5 protein-coding genes are annotated in these 3200 nt (G+C 64.0%); 3 read left to right on the top strand and 2 right to left on the bottom strand.

Annotated features, from left to right (window positions below):
- The 3 genes from MBELCI_RS21155 to MBELCI_RS18525 all read left to right on the top strand — a co-directional run.
- The coding region (locus MBELCI_RS21155) for a hypothetical protein (RefSeq protein ID WP_158497411.1) at positions 1-204 on the top strand (204 nt) is incomplete at its 5' end.
- Positions 201-830, top strand: a complete 630-nt coding sequence (locus tag MBELCI_RS18530) for a cytochrome c oxidase subunit 3 (protein WP_021695778.1) — start codon at positions 201-203, stop codon at positions 828-830. The genes MBELCI_RS21155 and MBELCI_RS18530, both read left to right, overlap by 4 nt.
- Positions 827-1177, top strand: coding sequence for a cytochrome o ubiquinol oxidase subunit IV (locus MBELCI_RS18525; protein ID WP_021695777.1), 351 nt, complete (start codon positions 827-829; stop codon positions 1175-1177). The genes MBELCI_RS18530 and MBELCI_RS18525 overlap by 4 nt, the downstream gene beginning before the upstream one ends.
- Positions 1178-1256: 79 nt before the next feature.
- On the opposite strand, the gene MBELCI_RS18520 is transcribed toward MBELCI_RS18525, so the two are convergent.
- Entirely contained in the window at positions 1257-2678 is a 1422-nt protein-coding gene (locus MBELCI_RS18520; RefSeq protein ID WP_021695776.1) for a TrkH family potassium uptake protein, read from the bottom strand.
- A gap of 311 nt (positions 2679-2989) precedes the next feature.
- Positions 2990-3200, bottom strand: a 211-nt coding sequence (locus tag MBELCI_RS22165; RefSeq protein WP_045320518.1) for a hypothetical protein, incomplete at its 5' end; no start/stop codon positions are given.

Raw genomic sequence — 3200 nt, 5'->3', positions numbered from 1 at the left:
GGGGCACTGCTTGGCCTCGGCGTGATGCTGGCGCGCGGCTTCGTGCGCGACACGGTTCGGATCATTCCGGCGGCGGAGGTTCGTGAGGCGCATGAAAGCTGGCTCACCTTGGTGCATGCCACACCGCGCGTGCTTCGCCACCAGGAGCACACGCCCACCAATCTCGGACATGCGGTCCCGGCCTCGCAGGAGGAGCAGTCATGAACACCGAAACCGGTCGGCACCCTGGCCTGAACCTCGGCAGCGGCCATGCCGACGCGCATGGCGAGGCCGAAGCCTTGGTATTTGGGTTCTGGGTCTTCATGATGAGCGATCTGGTGACCTTCGGGCTGCTGCTCGCCACCTATGTCACCATGCTCGACAACCTCGCGGGCGGACCGGGCCCAAAGGATCTATTCGAGCTGAAGCCCGTCTTTATCGAAACCCTCGTGCTTTTGACGTCGAGCCTGACCTACGGCATGGCGGTGCTGTCGCTGAAGCACGGTCCGGGGCACCGCGTCGGTCCGGTGCTGGCGTGGCTCGGTCTGACGCTGATGCTTGGATTGGCTTTCGTGGCAATGGAGGCCAAGGATTTGCACGCGATCCTTGGAAAGGGCGGCGCGCCGCAGCGTAGCGGCTTTCTCTCCGCCTATTGGGCTCTGGTGCCGTTGCACGCCCTGCATGTCACGGCGGCCGCCATCTGGCTCATGGCCATCGCGGCCCAGATCTGGCGCTTTGGCCTTGATACGTCGGTCAAGACGGCGCTGCTGCGCTTGGGCGTGCTGTGGCACTTCCTCGACGTGGTCTGGATCGCCATCGTCTCGGTTGTCTTCCTTGGAGGGCTGGCATGACCGCGCCCGTCGAGACCGAGGACGAAACCGGCACGCCCGACGGCACACCGCAGCAGGAGTTGCGCTCCTATCTATGGGGCTACGGACTGTCGCTGCTGCTGACGCTGCCGGTCTTCGGCGCGGTCGCGTGGGAATGGCTGTCGCAGACAGCCCTGTGGTGGGCTATCGGCGCGGCCGCGCTGGGGCAGATCGCGGTGCAGTTCCGGTTCTTTCTGCATATCCGGCTCAAAGGCCAAGCGAAGGAGGATCTGCAACTCATCCTCTTCACCGCCCTGATCCTCGGCATGATGGGCGGCGGCACAATCTGGATCTTGCACAATCTCGATAGCCGGATGGGCGGGCCGTGACGTTCTTCGCGTCGCCGGGCAGGAGCTGGCATCGAAGGCGTGGGGGCCAGGTACATCGGGCCGCAACGGCCACGCCGCTTCAGGCGGCCCCTTCCTCCCAAAACAGCCGGGTCAGTAACACGAAGACGGTCAGCATCTCGAGCCGCCCGGCATACATGCCGAAGCTCAAAAGCCACTTGGCCAAGTCCGGCAGGGGCGCGAAGTTGCCTGCCGGGCCGATGATCGGCCCGAGGCCGGGGCCGACATTCGTGACCGCCGTGAGCGCCCCGGTGATGGCCGTCACTGGATCAAGTCCGATAAGCCCAAGTGCAACCGCGAGTCCGAAGACCGTGAGCGCGAAGAAAGTGAAGAAGGCCACGACACCGTTGATGACGTCCCTTTCGACGGTCCGGCCCTCGTAGCGAATGGGAAAGATCCCGCTTGGATGAAGCAGTTGCTGTGCGCTGGCCCCGATGCCACGCGTCAGGATGATCCAGCGCATGATTTTCACGCCGCCCGCCGTCGAACCAGTGCAGCCGCCGATGGCCGTCAGGAAAAAGAATGTCACCTGCGCCGCGGGTCCCCAGAGCGTGTAGTCCACTGTGGCGAAGCCGGTGGTGGTCACCACGGAGACCACGTTGAAGGCGACCTCGCGCAGCGCCGGGAGCGGCATCGCTCCATGGACCACCATCCGCCAGAACGTGAGCAGCAGGATGACGATGGTCAGGCCGATGGCGAAGGCCCGGACCTGCTCGCTGCGAAAGATGCCGCGGTTTGCTGCGCGTATATACCAGACGAAGGGCAGCGCCCCGCAGAACATGAAGAACGTGCCGGCCCATTGGAGGAAGGCGCTGTCGAAATGGCCGAACGATGCGTCGTGCGTGGAATAGCCCCCGGTTGATAGGGTCGTCATGGCATGGGTGACCGCGTCGAAGGGCGACATGCCGCCCACCAGATAGACCAGCAGGCACAGGGTAGTCAGCCCGACATAAACCCACAGGGTCGCGGCGGCGACCGAAGTTGCGCTATAAAGTTCTTTCTCCCCGCGCTCGGAGCTTTCGGTACGGAAGAGCTGCATGCCGCCTGTGCGCAAAATCGGCAGCAGCGCCATGCCGGTGACGATGAAGCCGACGCCACCGATCCATTGCAGGATCGCGCGCCACCACAGGATGCCATGCGGTTTCTCGTCGAGCCCTGTCAGCACCGTGGAGCCGGTGGTGGTGATGCCGGACATGGCCTCGAAGAAGGCGTCCGTCGGGGTCATGGCCCAAAGCCAGAGCGGCAAGGCGCCGATGCCAGCGCCGGTCAGCCACATCGTCGCCGTCAGCAGAAAAGTGTGGTTGCGCTTCAACCGCCCCTTCGCATCCCACGCCACCAATGTGAGGGCGGTCCCGACGAAACAGGTCAGACCTCCCGCGGTGAGAAAGACCCGCCAGGTCGCTGGAAAGAACAGTGCGTCGAGCGCCAGCAGCACGCCCATGAACAGGCAGGCGATGCCATTGATCAGAAGAACGAAATGCAAGGGAGATCTCCTGTCCGGAGGAGCTTTGCCGGGATCAGATCGAGGGCGGCAGGCGTTGCAGGGATCACAAGCACTATTAGAGTTGAACCGCAAGTCGGCTCGCGCATTGGATCGTCGGGCAGCCGCTTTGCTTGACCTCCTGATCACAAGCTGTATCTCTGACGCAAATAGTAGGATTTAGGAGCTCGATCATGAGCACGATCACCCGCAAACCCCGCCGTGTTGTTATTGCCCGCCGCGTCCTCGCGCTCGGCGCTTCGGCCGCCATGATCGGCTCCACTGCCGGGGCCGCCTCCGTCGCCACCGACCTGTCAAACCCGCAGGGCCTCGTTCACCAGATTGAGGCTGAAGGTGAGGGCGCTGTCGAGATCGAAGCCGAGGGCGAAGGTGCAGCGGAAGCTGAAGGCGAACGGGGCGCGATAGAGGTCGAAGGCGAGGGTGAAGGCGCCGCGAAGGCAGAAGGCGAAGGTGAGGGCGCTGTAGAGGGGCGAGGGCCAAGGCTCGGTGGAAGCTGAAGGCGAT

It is taken from the genome of Limimaricola cinnabarinus LL-001 (genome assembly GCF_000466965.1).
Classification (GTDB): Bacteria; Pseudomonadota; Alphaproteobacteria; order Rhodobacterales; family Rhodobacteraceae; genus Limimaricola; species Limimaricola cinnabarinus.
This window is presented reverse-complemented; position numbering and strand designations above follow the sequence as displayed.